Source organism: Pseudomonas sp. UYIF39, from assembly GCF_029963765.1.
Taxonomy (GTDB): Bacteria; Pseudomonadota; Gammaproteobacteria; order Pseudomonadales; family Pseudomonadaceae; genus Aquipseudomonas.
This window is the reverse complement of the sequence record NZ_JALBYU010000019.1, coordinates 40,521-55,715: the sequence shown is the minus strand read 5'-3', so window position 1 is coordinate 55,715 and position 15,195 is coordinate 40,521. Positions and strand designations below refer to the sequence as shown.

12 protein-coding genes are annotated in these 15,195 nt (G+C 57.9%); 3 read left to right on the top strand and 9 right to left on the bottom strand.

From position 1 onward, the window contains the following. Window positions 1-30: 30 nt before the first annotated feature. The 9 genes from bamA to rpsB all read right to left on the bottom strand — a co-directional run bounded on the left by bamA (window position 31) and on the right by rpsB (window position 9,952). Window positions 31-2,409, bottom strand: a complete 2,379-nt coding sequence (bamA, locus tag MO767_RS22390) for an outer membrane protein assembly factor BamA (protein WP_282482278.1) — start codon at window positions 2,407-2,409, stop codon at window positions 31-33. A 74-nt stretch (window positions 2,410-2,483) separates the two neighbouring features. Continuing rightward, window positions 2,484-3,836, bottom strand: a complete 1,353-nt coding sequence (gene rseP, locus MO767_RS22385; RefSeq protein ID WP_282482277.1) for a sigma E protease regulator RseP — start codon at window positions 3,834-3,836, stop codon at window positions 2,484-2,486. A gap of 53 nt (window positions 3,837-3,889) precedes the next feature. Beyond that, complete coding sequence (ispC, locus tag MO767_RS22380) at window positions 3,890-5,080, bottom strand: 1-deoxy-D-xylulose-5-phosphate reductoisomerase (RefSeq protein WP_282482276.1); 1,191 nt, start codon at window positions 5,078-5,080, stop codon at window positions 3,890-3,892. After that, complete coding sequence (locus MO767_RS22375) at window positions 5,077-5,883, bottom strand: phosphatidate cytidylyltransferase (RefSeq protein WP_282482275.1); 807 nt, start codon at window positions 5,881-5,883, stop codon at window positions 5,077-5,079. Before MO767_RS22375 ends, ispC begins: the two co-directional genes overlap by 4 nt. Then, window positions 5,883-6,638 (bottom strand): polyprenyl diphosphate synthase, encoded by a 756-nt coding sequence (gene uppS, locus MO767_RS22370; protein WP_149629931.1) that lies wholly within the window; start codon window positions 6,636-6,638, stop codon window positions 5,883-5,885. The genes MO767_RS22375 and uppS overlap by 1 nt, the downstream gene beginning before the upstream one ends. A 13-nt stretch (window positions 6,639-6,651) precedes the next feature. Continuing rightward, entirely contained in the window at window positions 6,652-7,209 is a 558-nt protein-coding gene (gene frr / locus MO767_RS22365; RefSeq protein ID WP_033056300.1) for a ribosome recycling factor, read from the bottom strand. After that, window positions 7,206-7,949: a UMP kinase gene (gene pyrH, locus MO767_RS22360; protein ID WP_003172271.1), complete on the bottom strand. Its 744-nt coding sequence runs from the start codon at window positions 7,947-7,949 to the stop codon at window positions 7,206-7,208. The genes frr and pyrH overlap by 4 nt, the downstream gene beginning before the upstream one ends. 209 nt (window positions 7,950-8,158) lie before the next feature. Next, window positions 8,159-9,022 (bottom strand): translation elongation factor Ts, encoded by an 864-nt coding sequence (tsf, locus tag MO767_RS22355; RefSeq protein ID WP_033056302.1) that lies wholly within the window; start codon window positions 9,020-9,022, stop codon window positions 8,159-8,161. A gap of 192 nt (window positions 9,023-9,214) precedes the next feature. Beyond that, entirely contained in the window at window positions 9,215-9,952 is a 738-nt protein-coding gene (rpsB, locus tag MO767_RS22350; RefSeq protein WP_003219330.1) for a 30S ribosomal protein S2, read from the bottom strand. Between the two features lie 373 nt (window positions 9,953-10,325). Between rpsB and map the strand changes: the two genes are divergently transcribed. The 3 genes from map to dapC are packed head-to-tail and all read left to right on the top strand — an operon-like array spanning window position 10,326 to window position 15,099. After that, window positions 10,326-11,108 (top strand): type I methionyl aminopeptidase, encoded by a 783-nt coding sequence (gene map, locus MO767_RS22345; RefSeq protein WP_282482274.1) that lies wholly within the window; start codon window positions 10,326-10,328, stop codon window positions 11,106-11,108. Between the two features lie 45 nt (window positions 11,109-11,153). Next, on the top strand, window positions 11,154-13,856 hold the full coding sequence (locus MO767_RS22340) for a [protein-PII] uridylyltransferase (protein WP_282482273.1): 2,703 nt from the start codon (window positions 11,154-11,156) through the stop codon (window positions 13,854-13,856). Window positions 13,857-13,899: 43 nt separating this feature from the next. After that, window positions 13,900-15,099 carry a succinyldiaminopimelate transaminase gene (gene dapC, locus MO767_RS22335; protein WP_282482272.1) on the top strand — a complete coding sequence of 400 codons (1,200 nt, stop codon included), beginning with the start codon at window positions 13,900-13,902 and terminating at the stop codon, window positions 15,097-15,099. Window positions 15,100-15,195: the final 96 nt, after the last annotated feature.

The following is a 15,195-nucleotide window of genomic DNA, read 5'->3' as shown; positions in this document are numbered from 1 at the left end:
AATCCATTGTCGTTATCTTGGGTCAGACGCTTAGAACGTCTGGCCGAGGGAGAATTGGAACACTTGGGTCTCGGCATTGCTGTCCGGTTTTTTGACCGGCATCGCCAAGGCGAAACTCAACGGGCCAAGGGCGGTAACCCATGTCACACCGACACCTACCGAACTGGCCATATTGCTCAGGCTGACATCGTTACACTGAGTGTTGGACTTCGAACCATCGGCGTTAGTGCTCTGCTTGCAAGTCGAATCGAACACATTACCCACGTCCCAGAATACTGAAGTGCGCAAGGAACGCTGATCTTTCACGAACGGCAGAGGGAACAGAACTTCTACACCACCCTGAATCAGGACGTTACCACCAAACGGTAGTGGATCCTGATCCGGGTCAGCTGTGGTCCCAGGGTTCACGCCACGGCTCGGAGTACTACGAGGCCCCAGGGTGCTGTCCTTGAAGCCACGTACCGAGTTGAAACCACCAGCATAGTAGTTTTCATAGAACGGCAAGCCATCGGTCGAACCATAACCATCGCCATAACCCAGCTCGGTGTGGAGGCGCATGGTGTAATTTTCAGACAGCGGCTGGAACAATTGACCGCGGTAATCGAGCTTGAAGAACGACAAGTCGCTACCAGGCGTCGTGGCTTCCGCGGTAAGGCTCTGGGAGTGACCACGGGTTGCCAGTACACCTTTGTTCAAGGTGGATTCAGACCAACCGGCCGATGCCTTGAAGTTCAGGTACTGATCACCTTCCTGGTTAACAAAGTCGAAGATTTCGTCGACGGTGTACTGCCCCGTCTTGATCTTGTCTTGTTGCGCAGACAAACCAAACGTCAGACGCGAAGTCTCGCTGATCGGGTAACCGACGCTGACACCCGCACCCAGGCTGTCTACGGCGTAGCTGGCTACGTTGACATCGAGGTCTTTGTAGTCAGTGGTGCGGTAAAACGCGTTGTAACCCAGGCTCACGCCATCAGCAGTCCAGTACGGGTCGACATAACCGAAGTTATAGCGACTCTGGTATTGACTGCGGGTCAAGCCGATGCTGACTTTGTTACCTGTACCCAGGAAGTTGTTCTGGGTGATCGAACCACCGAGGATCAGACCGGCGCTCTGGGCAAAACCGACGCTGGCGGTAATCGAACCGGAGGCTTGCTCTTCAACGCTGTAGTTCACATCCACCTGGTCGTCGACACCCGGCACGGCCGGCGTTTCGACGTTGACTTCCTTGAAGAAGCCCAGACGTTCAAGACGAGTCTTGGATTGGTCGATCAGGTAGGTCGAAGCCCAGCCGCCTTCCATCTGACGCATTTCACGGCGCAGCACTTCGTCTTCGGACTTGGTGTTGCCACGGAAGTTGATGCGGTTCACGTAAGCACGCTTGCCCGGATCGACGGCGAACGTGATGTCGACGGTGTGGTCTTCATCGTGAGGCTGAGGCACGCCATTGACGTTGGCGAAGGTGTAACCCTCGTTACCCAGACGGCGGGTGATCAGTTCGGACGTGGTGGTCATCAGCTTGCGCGAGAACACCTGGCCTTTCTGGACCAGCAGCAGAGACTTGACCTGGTCTTCAGGGACTTTCAGGTCGCCGCTCAGTTTGACATCACGGACGGTGTACTTCTCGCCTTCATTGACGTTGACGGTGATATAGACGTGCTTCTTGTCCGGAGTGATGGACACCTGGGTCGAAGCGATATCCATGTTGATATAGCCACGGTCCAGGTAGTAGGAACGCAGACGCTCCAGGTCACCGGAAAGTTTTTCACGAGCATACTTGTCATCGTTCTTGAAGAACGACAGCCAGTTGGTGGTCTTGAGTTCAAACAGGTCGATCAGGTCTTCATCAGGGAAGACGGTGTTACCTACCACGTTGATGTGCTGGATAGCAGCAACGGTGCCTTCGTTGATATTGACCTTCAACGCAACGCGGTTACGCGGCTGCGGCACCACTTCAGTGTCGACGGTAGCCGAGTAGCGACCCTGAGCGACGTATTGGCGCTGCAGCTCGTTACGCACACCTTCGAGGGTGGCGCGCTGGAAGATCTCGCCTTCGGCCAGACCGGATTGTTTGAGGCCTTTCATCAGGTCTTCAGTGGAGATCGCCTTGTTACCCTCGATCTCGATACTGGCGACCGACGGACGCTCGACTACAGTGATGACAAGGACGTTACCATCTCTGCCCAGCTGGATATCTTGAAAGAAACCGGTTTTGAACAACGCACGAGTGGATTCCACCAGGCGACGATCATCCGCCTGTTCACCGACGTTCAACGGCAAAGCACCAAAGACGCTACCCGCGGAGACCCGCTGGAGGCCATTGACGCGAATATCAGAGATAGTGAAGGACTCGGCGTGAACTTCGGCGATCATCAATACGGTGAGAACCGCAGTTAGCAGCAGACGTTTCATGAAGTCCTTTCTTATTCCAACTGGCAATAAACAAACTGCCGCAAAATGCGGCAGATTCGCAATTCAGCGAAGCGTTACAGTCGACCCAGATCATTGACAAGAGCAAGCAACATCACCCCGATCACCAAACTGATACCGATCTGTATCCCCCAACCCTGCACCCGATCCGACAAGGGGCGACCACGCGCCCACTCGATCAGATAAAACAACAAATGCCCCCCATCCAGTACAGGAATGGGCAACAAATTCAGAACCCCCAAGCTAATACTCAGATAAGCAAGGAAATTCAGGAAATCAGCAACACCCGACTGGGCAGAAGCGCCCGCCACTTTAGCAATGGTTATCGGTCCACTCAAGTTTTTTACCGAGAGCTCACCGAACAACATTTTCTTGAGCGAATCGAGGGTCAGTACGCTCATGGTCCAGGTGCGTCGAGCACCCTCCCCAATCGCTGCCACAGGACCATAACTAACTTCGCGAATCATCTCTGGCGGCCAATCAACTGCCTTCACCCCAGCCCCCAGATAACCACTGGGTGCCTTCTTCTCGCCGCGAGCGGCCAGCGTCACAGGGACGTCGATTTGAGCACCATCACGCTCGACGCGCAGCATGATTTTGGTATCAGGGTGCATACGGACCGTGTCCACCACCTGCTGCCAGTCATCAAGCGACTTGCCGTCCAGAGCCAACAGTCGGTCACCGGTCTTCAGGCCAGCAGCCTGTGCCGGGCCTTTCGGGTCAAGTTCAGCCAGAACCGGTGGCAGCGCAGGACGCCAAGGGCGTAAACCCAGCGAACGAATCGGGTCCGGCTCATCGGCACCCTTGAGCCATTTATCCAGCATCAGCTCACGGGGCGAATCCACTGTGGAACCCTGATCACGGACCAGCAACTGCAGGGAACCGCTCTCCCCAAGACGACGGACCAACTGCAGGTTCACCGCGGCCCAGCCGGAAGTTGGCTCGCCATCGATGGCAATGATTTCCTGGCCCGCGCTCAAACCAGCCTTGGCGGCGATACTGCCGGACTCGACTGCACCAATGACCGGGCGCACTTGCTCGCTGCCGAGTATGGCGAGCACCCAGAAAAAAATCATCGCCAGTAAAAAGTTGGCAATCGGACCCGCCGATACGATAGCGATACGCTGGCGGACGGATTTGCGATTGAAGGATTGGTCGAGCTGATCGGCCGGCACTTCGCCTTCGCGCTCGTCGAGCATTTTCACGTAACCGCCCAGCGGGATCGCGGCGACGACGAACTCAGTGCCTTTCTTGTCGTGCCAGCGCAGCAACGGCATACCGAAGCCCACGGAGAAACGCAGCACTTTGACCCCACAGCGACGTGCGACCCAAAAATGGCCAAATTCGTGGAAGGTGACCAGCACACCCAAAGCCACCAGGGTGCCGACAATCATATAGAGCGCGCTCATCTACTTTCTCCGCAATCCTGTCCAGTGCCGCATGGGTCAACGTATTGCAGCACTTACCGCCCGTGACGACTCAACCATTGTTCGGCCAGTACTCGCGCTTTTGCGTCGGCCGTGAACACTGCCTCGAGATCATCAACCGCAACCACGGGCTCGAGATTCAATACTTCTTCGATGATACTCGCGATTTCCGGGTAGCGAACCCGCCCGTCGAGAAAGGCCGCGACCGCCACTTCATTCGCCGCATTCAGCATGGCCGGCGCGCTATTGCCGGATTCAGCCGCCTGACGCGCAAGGCGCAGACACGGGAATCGCTCTTCATCAGGCGCCTGGAAGTCCAGTCGCGCTATTGCAAACAGGTCCAGCGGCGCAACACCCGAGTCGATTCGCTCCGGCCAGGCCAGCGCGTTGGCGATCGGCGTGCGCATATCAGGGTTACCTAACTGGGCCAATACCGAACCGTCGATGTAATCGACCAGCGAATGAATCACGCTTTGAGGATGAATCACCACTTCGACCTGGGACGGCTTGGCATCAAACAGCCAGCAGGCTTCGATCAACTCCAGCCCCTTGTTCATCATGCTGGCCGAATCCACCGAAATCTTGCGCCCCATGGACCAGTTCGGGTGGGCACACGCTTGCTCAGGGGAAACATGCACCAGTTCAGCCATAGGTGTCTGTCGGAACGGGCCGCCAGAGGCCGTGAGTAAAATCCGACGCACCCCGACGGCTCCCAGCCCACGCGCGAAATCCCGTGGCATGCACTGGAAAATTGCGTTGTGCTCGCTGTCGATCGGCAGTAACACCGAGCCACTCTTGCGCACCGCCTGCATGAACAGCGCACCGGACATCACCAGTGCTTCTTTGTTGGCCAGGAGGATTTTCTTGCCGGCTTCGACCGCCGCCAGTGTCGGTCGCAAGCCCGCCGCGCCAACAATGGCAGCCATGACCGCATCGACCTCAGGATCGGAAGCAACCTGACACAGGCCCTCCTCGCCGACCAGCACGCGCGTCGGCAGACCGGCAGCGCGCAAGTCGTCCTGCAAGCCTCGGGCAGCACCCGCCTCAGGCACCACGGCGAACCGCGGCGCATGACGAACACACAGCGCCAACAGCTCGCTCAGACGGGTGAAACCGCTCAAGGCGAAAGCCTGATAGCGCTCGGGATGGCGAGCGATGACGTCAAGCGTGCTCAAACCAATCGAGCCGGTTGCCCCCAGGACGGTAATTTGCTGTGGGCGACTCACGGTGCGGCCATCCACAGCAGCACGGCAAACACTGGAATCGCTGCAGTCAGGCTGTCGATACGGTCCAGCACGCCGCCGTGACCTGGCAACAGATTGCTGCTGTCCTTGATCCCGGTCTGACGCTTGAACATGCTTTCGGTGAGGTCACCTACCACCGAGATGAACACGATGATGGCTGCACCAATCAGACCTTTGAACAGCTGGGCCACCGTCCAGTCTCGAACCAGACTGACAATGACAGTAATGACCAGACTCACCGCGAGGCCGCCGTAGACGCCCTCCCAGCTTTTGCCGGGACTGACCTGTGGCGCCAGCTTGCGCTTGCCAAAGGCCCGGCCGGAGAAGTAAGCACCGATATCAGCACCCCAGACCAGCACCATCACCGCCATGATCAGCCAGTTGCCCAAAGACTCCTGTTTGATCTGAATCAGACCTTGCCAGGCGGGCAACAGGATCAGCAGACCGATCACCAGCTTGCAAGCAGCGCTAGACCAAAGTTCGCTGGAGCGCGGATAAGTCAGTACCAGATAGGTAGCAACGCCCCACCAGAGCACGGAAGCGCCCAACACCCAAGGCGCGAGCCCTGGCACGATATGCATGATAAACAGCATAAACGCGACCACAGCTGCATAAGCAGCGCGGATCGGCTGCTCAGTGAAGCCTGCCAGGCGAGCCCACTCCCATGCACCCAGGGTCACAACCAGCCCGATGAACAGCGCAAAACCGGTACCTTCGAGCAGGAAAAACCCGCACAGGGCAATCGGCAGCAGGATCAGCGCGGTGATGATTCGTTGTTTAAGCATTAAAACCGGGCTCCAGCCTCGACCTGCTCGCTCGTTTTACCGAAGCGACGCTGCCGAGAAGCAAAATCGGCCAGCGCGGTACGCATGGCATCGTGTTTGAAGTCCGGCCAGAACAGGTCGGAGAAGTACAACTCGGCGTAAGCCAGTTGCCACAGCAGGAAGTTACTGATGCGGTGCTCGCCACCGGTACGGATGCACAAGTCCGGCAGCGGCAAATCGCCGGTAGCCAGACAGGTTTGCAACAGTTCCGGGGTAATGTCTTCCGGGCGCAGGTGCCCGGCCTGAACTTCTCGCGCCAGACGCTGTGCGGCTTGCGCGATGTCCCACTGACCGCCGTAGTTGGCTGCGATCTGCAGAACGAAGCGATTGGCGCCCGCCGTCATTGCTTCAGCTTCACGCATGGCAGCTTGAAGCTCTGGATGAAAACGCGAACGGTCGCCAATGATGCGCAAACTGATGTTGTTTTCGTTCAGGCGCTTGGCCTCGCGACGCAATGCCTTGAAGAACAGATCCATCAAGGCGCTGACCTCGTCGGCCGGGCGCTGCCAGTTCTCGCTGGAGAAGGCGAACAGGGTCAATACTTCGACCCCGGCCTCGGCGCACACCTCGATCACCGCACGAACTGCATCCACGCCCGCTTTATGACCGGCGACACCCGGCATAAAGCGCTTTTTCGCCCAGCGATTATTACCATCCATGATGATCGCGACATGGCGCGGCACCGCGGACGGCGCAGTCTGCTTGGTCTTTTCCATGAAAACGCGACCCTTATACGGCCATCAGGTCTTTTTCTTTCTGCGCCAAATTCGCGTCGATTTCAGCCACGAACTTTTTGGTCAAATCATCGATCTCGCCAGTAGCGCGGCGCTCTTCGTCTTCGCTGATTTCTTTTTCCTTGACCAGGTCCTTGAGCTGGCTGTTCGCATCACGACGGATGTTGCGCACCGCGACACGAGCATCTTCAGCGACATCGCGAGCCTGCTTGGTGAAGCCCTTACGGGTTTCTTCGGTCAGGGCCGGCATGGAGATCAGCAGCAATTCACCCAGGTTGGTCGGGTTGAGGTTCAGACCCGCGCTACCGATGGCTTTGTCGACCGCGCCCAGCATGTTGCGCTCAAAGGCGACCACTTGCAGGGTACGGGCGTCTTTGACGGTGATGTTCGCCACCTGCTTGATCGGAGTGTCGGAACCGTAATACGGCACCATCACGCCTTCAAGAATGCTTGGGTGCGCCTGGCCCGTACGAATACGGCCGAAGTTGTGCATCAGCGATTCGACGGATTTCTGCATACGCTCTTTAGCGTCTTTCTTGATTTCGTTGATCATTGTTGGCCTTCCTCGATCAGGGTCCCTTCAGCGCCGCCATGCACGATGTTCAGCAGGGCGCCGGGCTTGTTCATGTTAAATACGCGCAACGGCATCTTGTGGTCGCGGCACAGGCAAATGGCGGTCAGATCCATCACGCCCAGCTTGCGATCCAGCACTTCATCGTAAGTCAGATGATCGAACTTCTCGGCATGCGGGTCTTTGAATGGGTCAGCGGTGTAGACGCCATCGACCTTGGTCGCCTTGAGCACGACATCGGCATCGATTTCGATTGCACGCAAGCACGCTGCCGAATCCGTGGTGAAGAACGGATTGCCGGTACCGGCCGCGAAAATCACGACTTCCTTGGCGTTCAAGTGGCGCATGGCTTTGCGGCGATCATAGTGATCGGTTACGCCAACCATGGAAATGGCCGACATCACGATGGCCGAGATATTGGCACGTTCCAGCGCATCGCGCATGGCCAGGGCGTTCATCACAGTGGCCAGCATGCCCATGTGGTCGCCAGTGACCCGATCCATACCGGCCGCGCTAAGCGCTGCACCGCGGAACAGGTTACCGCCACCGATCACCAAACCGACCTGAACACCGATGCCGACCAGTTGGCCGACTTCCAGCGCCATGCGATCCAGAACTTTCGGATCGATCCCGAACTCTTCCGAGCCCATCAGGGCCTCGCCGCTAAGCTTGAGTAGAATGCGTTTATAGCGAGCCTGATAACCACTGCCCTGCTGAGCCATTGCGAATCTCTCCTGCGGCGTATTTTAAAAATTCTTTGCGAGCTGTTTACAGCTGGCGTTCACTCTAACTTGGCGCTGCTTCAGCGCCATCGGAACATGGCTTTGTAAGCCAGTTCCAAAAGGAAACCAATTAAAAATTGGTGCCCCATCTGAAAAGAGGCTGCGCGCGTGAGCGGGCAGCCTCTTCAGGGCGACAGTTAAAAACCGTCTTATTGCTTGGCGGCAGCCAGCTGGGCAGCAACTTCTTCCGCGAAGTTGTCGACCGGCTTCTCGATGCCGTCGCCTACTTTGAAGTAGGTGAAGGAAACGATTTCAGCGCCGGCTTTCTTGGCCAGTTCGCCAACCTTGATTTCAGGGTTCTTGACGAACGCCTGCTCAACCAGGCTCGCTTCAGCCAGGAACTTGCTGATACGACCTTTGACCATGTTTTCAACGATGTTTTCCGGCTTGCCGGCGATCTTGTCAGCGTTGAGGGTCAGGAACACGCCTTTCTCACGCTCGACCGCTTCAGCGGAAACTTCCGATGGCAGCAGGAATTCAGGGTTGGTCGCCGCTACGTGCATGGCGATGTCCTTGGCCAGCTCAACGCTGCCGCCTTTAAGGGCAACCACAACACCGATCTTGTTGCCGTGCAGGTAACCACCAACAACGTCACCTTCAACGCGAGCCAGGCGACGGATGTTGACGTTTTCGCCAACCTTGCCGACCAGAACCAGGCGATCGGCTTCTTGAGCTGCGATCAGCGGAGCAACGTCAGTCAGTTTGTCAGCGAACGCTTTTTCAACGCTGGAAGCGACAAATGCCTTGAAGTCGTCCTGCAGAGCCAGGAAGTCGGTCTGCGAGTTCACTTCCAGAAGAACGGCGGATTTACCGTCTTCCTTCAGAGCGATCGCGCCTTCAGCGGCAACGTTGCCAGCTTTCTTGGCAGCTTTGATGGCGCCGGAAGCACGCATGTCATCAATGGCTTTTTCGATGTCGCCGCCGGCCTTGGTCAAGGCCTTTTTGCAATCCATCATGCCTTCGCCAGTACGCTCACGCAGTTCTTTGACCAACGCTGCAGTAATCTCTGCCATTTCTAAATTCCTCTTGGATAGGTTTTCAACCATTCCACCCGATCGAACGGGCGATCAATTCTTCCCGAACCACCGATGCGGGTCGCTGCATGCTACAGACAATGCAACTGCGCTACCGACAAACGGTTTTCGAGGTGGCAAAAAGGGGGCCAAGCCCCCTTTTTGCTTACTGAGTCAACGCCAAGGCGTCAATTACTCAGCTGCTGCTACCGGAGCTTCTTCAACGAACTGCTCGGTGCCGCCAGCAACGTGGTTGCGACCGCGGATTACAGCGTCAGCCATCGAACCCATGTACAGCTGGATAGCGCGGATTGCGTCATCGTTGCCTGGGATGATGTAGTCAACGCCTTCCGGGCTGCTGTTGGTATCGACTACGCCGATAACCGGGATGCCCAGCTTGTTGGCTTCGGTGATCGCGATGCGCTCGTGATCAACGTCGATAACGAACAGAGCGTCTGGCAGACCGCCCATGTCCTTGATACCACCCAGGGAACGATCGAGCTTCTCAAGATCGCGAGTGCGCATCAGCGCTTCTTTCTTGGTCAGCTTGGCGAAAGTACCGTCTTCGGCTTGCACTTCAAGGTCACGCAGACGCTTGATGGAAGCACGGATGGTTTTGAAGTTGGTCAGCATGCCGCCCAACCAGCGGTGATCGACGTACGGCGAACCGCAACGTGCTGCTTCTTCAGCAACGATCTTGCCAGCGGAACGCTTGGTGCCGACGAACAGAATCTTGTTTTTGCCCTGGGCCAGACGCTCTACGAAAGTCAGAGCTTCGTTGAACATTGGCAGGGTTTTTTCAAGGTTGATGATGTGGATCTTGTTACGTGCGCCGAAAATGTATTTACCCATTTTCGGGTTCCAGTAACGGGTCTGGTGACCGAAGTGCACACCGGCCTTCAGCATATCGCGCATGTTGACTTGGGACATGATAGTTCCTTAATAAGTCGGGTTTGGCCTCCACGTATCCCAATGACCAACCAGCAGCATCAGCTGAAGGCACCCAGGTCATCGTGTCGACACGTGTGTGGATTTAGGCTTCTCAGGGGATCCCCGGAAAGCGGCGCATTTTATATCACAAGGCTGAAAAAAACGGAACCCGGATTGTTAAATCCTGGCGCGCGCCTTGGTTCCGCCCCTTGGAATCCTCCAAGAATGCGCCATTCTATAAGGAGAAGCGATGCACAGAGGCTCAGATTTGCGCTGCTCGTCTGTTAGAATCGCGTTTTTAAGGGCCGCGAAGATCGATCGCGCAACGCCCATTTCGTTTTAGAAGGCGCCATCGAGCGCAGAGAGAGCCTGTATGACCGTCACCCTCAAAACCCCAGAGGACATCGCAAAAATGCGCGTCGCCGGCAAACTGGCCGCCGATGTGCTGGAAATGATTGCCGAACATGTCAAGCCGGGCATTACCACTGAAGAACTGGACCGCATCTGCCACGACTTCATCGTCAACGAGCAGAAAGCCATCCCTGCCCCGCTCAACTACAAAGGCTTCCCGAAGTCGATCTGCACCTCGATCAATCACGTGGTCTGCCACGGCATTCCGAACGAGAAGGCCTTGAAGGATGGCGATACGCTGAACATCGACGTCACCGTCATCAAGGACGGCTACCACGGCGACACCAGCCGCATGTTCCACGTCGGCACCGTGCCAGTCTGGGCCGAGCGCTTGTCGCAAATCACCCAGGAATGCATGTACAAGGCCATCGAAATCGTCAAACCCGGCTGCCGCCTGGGCGACATCGGTGAAGTGATTCAGAAGCACGCTGAAAAGAACGGTTTTTCCGTGGTTCGCGAATTCTGTGGTCACGGCATCGGCAAGGTGTTCCACGAAGAGCCGCAGATCTTGCACTACGGCCGCGCCGGCACCGGCATGGAACTGAAAGCCGGCATGACGTTCACCATCGAGCCGATGATCAACCAGGGCAAAGCCGATACCAAGGTATTGGGCGACGGCTGGACCGCGATAACCAAGGACCGCAAGCTGTCGGCACAGTGGGAACACACCCTGCTGGTAACCGAGACCGGTTACGAGATCTTCACCCTGCGCGCCGACGACACCATCCCGCGCGTTTCGGCCTGATCCGGGCGCGCAGCTCCTCAGCCTTATAGACAGGAAAGCCAATCGATGCCGCAGGTGGATCCCGAACTCTTCGACCGTGGCCAGTTCCAGGCTGAACTGGCCCTGAAGGCAAGCCCGATCGCGGCCTTCAAGAAGGCGATTCGCCAGGCCCGCGAGGTGCTCGACGGGCGCTTTCGCAGCGGCCGCGACATTCGCCGGTTGATCGAGGATCGCGCCTGGTTCGTCGATAACATCCTGCAAAAGGCCTGGGAGCAGTTCAATTGGAGCGAAGACGCCGACATCGCGCTGGTCGCGGTCGGCGGCTACGGTCGCGGCGAGTTGCACCCTTATTCCGACATCGATTTGCTGATCTTGCTGGACAGCGCCGATCACGAAGTTTTCCGAGATTCCATCGAGCGTTTTCTGACGCTGTTGTGGGACATCGGCCTTGAAGTGGGCCAGAGCGTTCGCTCGGTGGACGAGTGCGTCCAGGAGGCCCGCGCTGACCTGACGGTCGTCACCAACCTGATGGAAAGCCGCACCATCTGCGGCCCCGAGCGCTTGCGCCAGCGCATGCTGGACGTCACCAGCACCGCGCACATGTGGCCGAGCAAGGACTTCTTCCTGGCCAAACGCGCCGAGCAGAAAGCCCGTCACCACAAGTACAACGATACCGAATACAACCTGGAACCCAACGTCAAAGGCTCGCCCGGCGGCCTACGGGATATTCAGACGATTCTCTGGGTGGCTCGTCGCGAGTACGGCACCTTGAACCTGCGAGCCCTGGCCGGCGAAGGTTTCCTGGTCGAGAGCGAAAACGCCCTGCTCGCCTCCTCCCAGGAATTCCTGTGGAAGGTTCGTTACGCCCTGCACATGCTCGCCGGCCGTTCCGAAGACCGCTTGCTGTTTGATCACCAGCGCACCATCGCCGGGCTGCTGGGCTTCAAAGGCGATGACGCCAAGCAAGCCATCGAAAACTTCATGCAGCAGTATTACCGCGTGGTCATGAGCATTGCCCAGCTCAGCGACCTGATCATCCAGCACTTCGAGGAAGTCATCCTCGCGCCGGAAGACGAAGCGCCGCCGCAGCCGATCAACTCGCGATTCCAGCTGCACGACGGTTACATCGAGGCGCGGAACGACAACGTATTCCGCCGTACACCGTTCGCCATGCTGGAAATCTTCGTACTAATGGCCCAGCAGCCGGAAATCAAAGGCGTGCGCGCCGACACCATTCGTTTGCTGCGAGAAAACCGTCACCTGATCGACGATGATTTCCGCAACGACATCCGCAACACCAGCCTGTTTATCGAGCTGTTCAAGTGCAAGATCGGCATCCACCGCAACCTGCGACGGATGAACCGCTACGGCATCCTCGGGCGTTACTTGCCGGAGTTCGGCTTTATTGTCGGGCAGATGCAGCACGACCTGTTTCACATTTACACGGTCGACGCTCACACCCTGAACCTGATCAAACATCTGCGTAAGTTGCAGTACACCCAGGTGTCGGAAAAATTCCCGCTGGCCAGCAAGCTCATGGGCAAACTGCCAAAACCGGAGCTGATCTACCTGGCTGGCCTGTACCACGACATCGGCAAGGGCCGACAGGGCGACCACTCGGAAATCGGCGCCGTGGATGCCGAAGCCTTTTGCCAGCGCCACCAGTTGCCGGTATGGGACAGCCGCCTGATCGTCTGGCTGGTGCAGAACCATTTGGTGATGTCGACCACCGCCCAGCGCAAGGACTTGTCCGACCCACAAGTCATCCACGATTTCGCGCAGATCGTCGGCGACGAAACCCACCTCGATTATCTGTACGTGCTGACCGTTGCCGACATCAACGCCACCAACCCGACGCTGTGGAATTCCTGGCGCGCCAGCCTGCTGCGTCAGCTCTACACCGAGACCAAGCGTGCCTTGCGCCGTGGCCTGGAGAACCCGGTCGATCGCGAAGAACAGATCCGCCAGACCCAGAGCGCAGCACTGGACATTCTGGTGCGCGGCGGCACCGATCCGGACGACGTCGAGCAGCTGTGGGCGCAATTGGGCGATGACTACTTCCTGCGCCACACCGCTGGCGACGTGGCTTGGCACAGCGACGCGATCCTCCAGCAGCCGGCCGACGGCGGGCCGCTGGTGCTGATCAAGGAAACCACCCAGCGAGAGTTCGAAGGCGGCACGCAGATCTTTATCTATGCGCCGGATCAACACGACTTCTTTGCCGTGACCGTGGCTGCAATGGACCAGCTCAACCTGAACATTCATGACGCCCGGGTCATCACCTCCAGCAGCCAGTTCACCCTCGACACCTACATCGTGCTCGACGCCGACGGCGACTCGATCGGCGATAACCCGGCGCGGGTCAAACAGATTCGTGAAGGCCTGACCGAGGCCCTGCGCAACCCGGACGATTACCCGACGATCATTCAGCGTCGGGTGCCGCGCCAGCTCAAGCATTTCGCGTTTGCGCCACAGGTGACGATCCACAACGACGCCCAGCGTCCAGTGACGGTACTGGAACTCAGCGCCCCCGATCGCCCGGGCCTTCTCGCACGCATCGGCACGATCTTCCTGGAGTTCGACCTGTCGCTGCAGAACGCCAAGATTGCGACCCTCGGCGAGCGCGTGGAAGACGTGTTCTTCATCACCGACGCGAACAACCAGCCGTTGTCCGACCCATTGCTGTGCAGCCGCTTGCAGGATGCAATCGTCGAACAGCTGAGCGTCAGTAACGAACCCGATATCAAACTGTCGCGCATCAGCATCTGATTGCGCGTCAGGATTCAGCCGCTTTGAACGAGACCCCGTACCGATGAACAACGCTCTGAACCAGTTGCAGCCCTACCCGTTCGAGAAGCTCCGCGCCCTGCTCGGCAGCGTCACACCAAATCCGGACAAGCGTGCCATAGCGCTGTCCATTGGCGAGCCGAAGCACCGTTCGCCAAGCTTTGTCGCCGAAGCGCTGGCAAGTAATCTGGATCAGATGGCCGTGTACCCGACCACTCTCGGCATTCCGGCCCTGCGTGAAGCCATCGCCGCGTGGTGCGAACGTCGTTTCAACGTTCCGAACGGCTGGCTCGACCCGGCGCGCAATGTGCTGCCGGTCAACGGCACTCGTGAAGCGCTGTTCGCCTTTACCCAGACTGTGGTCAACCGTGGCGACGATGCGCTGGTGGTCAGCCCTAACCCGTTCTATCAGATCTACGAAGGTGCAGCGTTCCTGGCCGGGGCCAAGCCGCATTACCTGCCCTGCCTGGATGAAAACGGCTTCAACCCGGATTTCGACGCTGTTTCACCGGATATCTGGAAACGCTGCCAGATCCTGTTCCTGTGCTCGCCGGGTAACCCGACCGGCGCCCTGATCCCGGTTGAAACCCTGAAGAAGCTGATTGCCCTGGCCGACGAATACGACTTCGTGATCGCCGCCGACGAGTGCTACAGCGAACTGTATTTCGACGAACAAACCCCGCCGGCCGGGCTGCTCAGCGCCTGCGTGGAACTGGGCCGCAAGGACTTCAAGCGTTGCGTGGTGTTCCACAGCTTGTCCAAGCGTTCCAACCTGCCGGGCCTGCGTTCGGGCTTCGTGGCCGGCGATGCCGATATTCTCAAAGGCTTCCTGCTGTATCGCACCTACCACGGCTGCGCGATGCCGGTTCAGACCCAATTGGCCAGCGTTGCGGCGTGGAATGACGAAGTACACGTGCGCGCCAACCGTGCGCTGTACCGCGAGAAGTACGATGCGGTGCTGGAAATCCTCAGCCCTGTGATGGACGTGCAGCGTCCGGATGGCGGTTTCTACTTATGGCCAAGCGTTGACGGTGATGATGAAGCGTTCTGCCGTGATCTTTTTACTGAAGAGCATGTGACGGTGGTGCCGGGTTCTTATCTGTCCCGTGAAGTTGACGGCGCTAATCCGGGAGCTGGTCGCGTGCGCATGGCGCTAGTCGCTCCGTTGGCCGAATGCGTAGAAGCGGCGAAGAGAATTCGCGACTTTATTACTCGTAATAATTAAGTATCCCGGCCCGCACTGTGCAACGCAGTGCGGGCCTCCCATACAGCCAGTTACACTTCAGCAAAAATTAAAGTTCACTGAACTGCAGAGCCCTCT

What these genes read in the sequence shown, in the direction of transcription:
- bamA (WP_282482278.1), bottom strand. Translation starts at nt 2,409, where the DNA reads ATGAAACGTCTGCTGCTAACTGCGGTTCTCACCGTATTGATGATCGCC.
- rseP (WP_282482277.1), bottom strand. Translation starts at nt 3,836, where the DNA reads ATGAGCGCGCTCTATATGATTGTCGGCACCCTGGTGGCTTTGGGTGTG.
- MO767_RS22375 (WP_282482275.1), bottom strand. Translation starts at nt 5,883, where the DNA reads ATGCTTAAACAACGAATCATCACCGCGCTGATCCTGCTGCCGATTGCC.
- uppS (WP_149629931.1), bottom strand. Translation starts at nt 6,638, where the DNA reads ATGGAAAAGACCAAGCAGACTGCGCCGTCCGCGGTGCCGCGCCATGTC.
- frr (WP_033056300.1), bottom strand. Translation starts at nt 7,209, where the DNA reads ATGATCAACGAAATCAAGAAAGACGCTAAAGAGCGTATGCAGAAATCC.
- pyrH (WP_003172271.1), bottom strand. Translation starts at nt 7,949, where the DNA reads ATGGCTCAGCAGGGCAGTGGTTATCAGGCTCGCTATAAACGCATTCTA.
- tsf (WP_033056302.1), bottom strand. Translation starts at nt 9,022, where the DNA reads ATGGCAGAGATTACTGCAGCGTTGGTCAAAGAACTGCGTGAGCGTACT.
- rpsB (WP_003219330.1), bottom strand. Translation starts at nt 9,952, where the DNA reads ATGTCCCAAGTCAACATGCGCGATATGCTGAAGGCCGGTGTGCACTTC.
- map (WP_282482274.1), top strand. Translation starts at nt 10,326, where the DNA reads ATGACCGTCACCCTCAAAACCCCAGAGGACATCGCAAAAATGCGCGTC.
- MO767_RS22340 (WP_282482273.1), top strand. Translation starts at nt 11,154, where the DNA reads ATGCCGCAGGTGGATCCCGAACTCTTCGACCGTGGCCAGTTCCAGGCT.
- dapC (WP_282482272.1), top strand. Translation starts at nt 13,900, where the DNA reads ATGAACAACGCTCTGAACCAGTTGCAGCCCTACCCGTTCGAGAAGCTC.